The organism is Desulfoplanes sp. PS50 (assembly GCF_053851535.1).
Genome location: NZ_JBSPZA010000065.1, coordinates 1 through 4,080, shown reverse-complemented (window position 1 = coordinate 4,080; position 4,080 = coordinate 1). Strand labels below are relative to the sequence as shown.

General features: G+C 42.7%; 3 protein-coding genes. All 3 read right to left on the bottom strand.

The window, feature by feature from the left end; translation table 11 throughout:
• Window positions 1-100: 100 nt before the first annotated feature.
• The 3 genes from ACTVJH_RS15610 to ACTVJH_RS15600 all read right to left on the bottom strand — a co-directional run bounded on the left by ACTVJH_RS15610 (window position 101) and on the right by ACTVJH_RS15600 (window position 3,629).
• The gene (locus ACTVJH_RS15610) at window positions 101-1,567 is read right to left on the bottom strand and encodes a hypothetical protein (RefSeq protein ID WP_455992763.1); all 1,467 of its coding nucleotides are present in this window, start codon (window positions 1,565-1,567) and stop codon (window positions 101-103) included.
• A 351-nt stretch (window positions 1,568-1,918) separates the two neighbouring features.
• Entirely contained in the window at window positions 1,919-2,419 is a 501-nt protein-coding gene (locus ACTVJH_RS15605) for a hypothetical protein (protein ID WP_455992760.1), read from the bottom strand.
• A complete protein-coding gene (locus ACTVJH_RS15600) occupies window positions 2,412-3,629 on the bottom strand; it encodes an AAA family ATPase (protein WP_455992757.1) in 1,218 nt (405 codons plus the stop codon). The genes ACTVJH_RS15605 and ACTVJH_RS15600 overlap by 8 nt, the downstream gene beginning before the upstream one ends.
• Between the last annotated feature and the right edge of the window lie 451 nt (window positions 3,630-4,080).

Genomic DNA, 4,080 nt, shown 5'->3' with positions numbered 1-4,080 from the left:
AGTCTCATTCAAGCAGCAAAAGCTAAAGCCCGTGGATACCGTTCAACTCGTAATCTCATCACCATGATTTACCTCCTCGGGGGCAAGCTCGAATTTCCCCCTACCCACACGAAATAGCGAGGAGCCTTTTTAGTGTCAAAAAAATTGTATTCATCATTTTAAATAACCATACAAAAACTTCGTTAAAAATACACCATGATATTATTATTTGGACGGTGAAAAAAATCATTATGCCAATACTTTTTTGGAAAAAGATCGTAGTTATAAAAAAGTTGAGCAAAAAAAGAAAAACAAAGGCAATAATTTTAATTGTTGGTCGTGAATCCTTTTGAAATTTTGGATAGGAAAAAAACCACAGATAAAAACCAACAGTCGAAGCTACAGCAATCATTTCTACGGAAGGATAGAAAGTAATCGCGATTACATTCAAAAGACAGGAACAGAAAACCATCGAAAGAACTTGAAAGAAATACTTCCTTTCCAACTTGGCTGCTTTATAAGAATTTACATAAATAACATTAATTACAGAAATTGCAGGAAGCCCTGCAAAAAGGAAGGATATCACCCTAAGAGAATCTCTATATTCTGGAAGAAACCAATCCACAATTAATGCAAACGGAAAAAATGCTCCAGCAGAAAATGCCCCTAAAACTAAAATCTTATCTCGCATAGGACCAACGACATTTGATTGCCCCAAATTTCTACTGAGTACAGGATAAAATGTCATTGAAACAGCAGAAATCAATATCAAAACCAATCCCATCATTGAAACTGCAAATGAATAATAGGCAAAGTCAGCCTTAGAAAGAAAGAATTTCACAAACCATCGGTCCATACTATAAAATAGTAATCCCGACAAATTCCCAAGCATGATAAAGCAGCCAACTTGAATATGAGCCCAGTGTTTAGTATTCTTAAAAATTCGTATTGGTGAAAAAGAAGTAAAAGGTAATTTTGAAAACCGCAACAGTCCAAGAACCATAATCCAGTTTATAAGAACTTGTCCCCAAATTAAAAGCCAGATATTTTGAGAACCAACTACAAACAACACACCCAGCACAAGCAACAATCTTAGTACAGGCCGAAGAATATTATACCGGGCATATTCAGTAAATCTTCCTGTTGCCTGATAAAGGAATACAAAAAAAGTTATTAGATTCGTCGGAATAATAATCAAAGCAAGCGGAATAAGAAAAGGATCATCAAAAAGCAAAGCAAAAAAAACAAAAGGCAAAGAAATTAATATTTGAAAAAAAAGAAGAAACAGGAATTCTTCGTATAGATCCTTAATATCTATATTTTTTGGTTGCACCCCTCCATATTTCAAATACACACCATCTGCAAAACCAAAATGAAGAATACCTACCAAACCGGCATAAAGTAAAAAAGTTTTATAATCGGCATAACCAGATACACCCAACCACTTAGGTACTATAAACCCATTTACCAGCCCCAACAAAATAACAACAATTTGTGACGAAAAAACTTTAAAAATATCTGCCATCAAACTGGATTTTTGATTACGCTCACTATCCAGTTCACTTTTCAATCCTTCTTGCTTGCCCATCTACCTATTCCCAAATCTCATATTTATCACACACTTCCCACGGAAGCTCTTTCAAAAATTCCGTAGCTATTGTACTAACCCAACAGCCTACCCAAGCTTCTCCACATACCACGCCGCCGCCTCATCCAACCCATCCCGAAGGATTGCCCGTGGGGTCTGACCCCTCGAACTCACCTTTCGTCTGCCCATGGGGTCTGACCCCTCGAAATGTTTGATTTCGTTGATTTTATGACTCTAAAATGGCCGTTTTTTGCTTTTAGAATGAACCGAGTCCAACCTAAACACAATCAAGCTTCCGAAATAACGAACTATTTACTACAGTTCAGACTCGTCAAAAATCTTCCATGCAGGTCATATCACTTCCCTGAGATCAGGAATCCTGGAATTGCCTTCGCAGTACAAAATTTTCCTGACTCTCACCCCATACTCGTTTTCCAAACGTTCCTGCGCCGGTTTTGCAATCTGCCCATTGGAAACAATCACACATTTCTCATTGGTTTTGCCGCCGGGTGACGCATCAAATATATCAACAATTCTTCTGTATTCTAAACGATGATGCAGCGTGTAGCCAAGTTGCTCGAAAGCTTTTTGCAAATCTCCAGCCCCTTTCAGCTCTACAAGAAAAGAGTACTTTCTATTACCCCTGTCGTAGAGAAACAATGCGTCACACTTTGTATCATTATCCCGCATGACACACCCATCAAGAATGACGGCCTTGACAGATTCACCGGATGAGGGTTTCAAACGAACAGCCTTTCCGCTTTCTCTGACCGTACATTCATCCACACACGATTCAAGCTCATTGTTGTACTGCCGACACACGCAGTGTTCATCCGGGCCAAGATCAATCATGGGCCGCTTCCCATTCTATATCACGCATTCTGTCATAGAGGATGTTGATCTCATTGAAATGAGCTATCAACCTGTCATCCACGAGACCCAGGTTCCTGTCCATAATGTCATGCGTTTCACCGTTTGCAAGCAAGAACGCACTCACCCTCTCTGCTGGAAGGGGTTTTATATCGGTGACAATGGGATCATGTATCTCATGTCGAGCGATTGTGTGTCTCTTCAAATGGTTATTCAGGGACTCGACAATAAACGGACTATGGGTTGTCAGGATGAACTGGGTTTTGGGAAAGATTTTCAGTAAATCCCCGAGTACACGCTGCTGCCAGGTGGGATGCAAATGAAGATCGACTTCGTCGATCATGACCAATGCCTCACAGGCAAGGGGATCATCCACGTCAGGATTTGCCATGGCCATACGTGAGCTGAGATCGAGTATCAACCCGAGCATGGTTTTATAGCCATCGCTGAGCTGATGCAAACTGAGGAGTTGACCTCCCTTTTTGACCATGAACCGTAGGGGGTGGATTTGAATGTGCGGTTCGGACAAATCCGGAAACAAGGAGCTCAAAGCCCTTCGGACAACATCGAGTTCCGGCAGGGTAACATCGAAACTCCGCTTCTCCTTTTGAAGCCTGGATTCCTCGTTTTCCTTGTTGTAGAACCACACAAAAGCGGATTTGAAACGACTGTCCGCATTCAGTGCCCCTGCCAGAGCCTGAAACCTGGATGTACGCCTTGAAAAACCTCTCCTGCGAAGGGGAATGTCGAGAATCGCCCGGCTCACACCATAATAGGCAAAAAAAGGCAGGATAAAATCTTTTGATTCATTGTAAGGATCGATGACACGCGTATCCAGATACCCGGTAACCTGCTTCTTACCTATCCCTTGAGGAACCAGACGCGCTGTTTTCTTGCTCTTATCCCTGCGCTTCGTGATATCCCAGCACACCCCGCTTCGAGTTTCCACAGCAACCCGCACAAAGGGAGCCTTTGATCCACCCTCAACCTTCACGTCATCATCCTTGAACGACACCCCGGCAACATCAGGAAGATACGTCGCAACGGTCCCCAACCCCACAGCAATGGCATCGAGAATGGTCGACTTCCCACTTCCATTATCTCCCAGAAAGAGATTGAGCCTGTCTCTGAATTCAAGGGTCAATTCATCGAAACAACGGAAGTTTTGAAGTGATATTTTTTGTAACAACATACGCGCTGCCTTTGTACAATGAGAACGTGCCTATGGGGTCTGAACCATCTAACCCTCTGCCAGCATTGATTTTATTGCTCGAAACAGCAGTTTTTATTACAAAGCCCTTTCGTGTACCCCGGGGGGGGCAGACACTGTACCTCGTACCGGGAGGGCAGACACTGTTTCGTTGGCCCCCCTGTCTTTGCCCTTTTCGTTGGTGCCTGGCTACCTCAAAAAGCCCCCTTTTGTGGGTGATCAATTGAGGCGACATCTTTCCTGACACAGGGGGATCCCCTTCAAAAAGAAGAAAAAAAGATATCTGCCCACGGATCACACGGATTGACACGGATTTAAGAGGGAAGAGGATGAAAGAAAGAGGAAATACTTCCTTTTCTTCCATCCGTGTACATCCGTGTGCATCCGTGGGCAAAACTCTTGCTCTTCATAACACCATACGTTGATACTCAAG

What these genes read in the sequence shown, in the direction of transcription:
- ACTVJH_RS15610 (WP_455992763.1), bottom strand. Translation starts at nt 1,567, where the DNA reads ATGGGCAAGCAAGAAGGATTGAAAAGTGAACTGGATAGTGAGCGTAAT.
- ACTVJH_RS15605 (WP_455992760.1), bottom strand. Translation starts at nt 2,419, where the DNA reads ATGATTGATCTTGGCCCGGATGAACACTGCGTGTGTCGGCAGTACAAC.
- ACTVJH_RS15600 (WP_455992757.1), bottom strand. Translation starts at nt 3,629, where the DNA reads ATGTTGTTACAAAAAATATCACTTCAAAACTTCCGTTGTTTCGATGAA.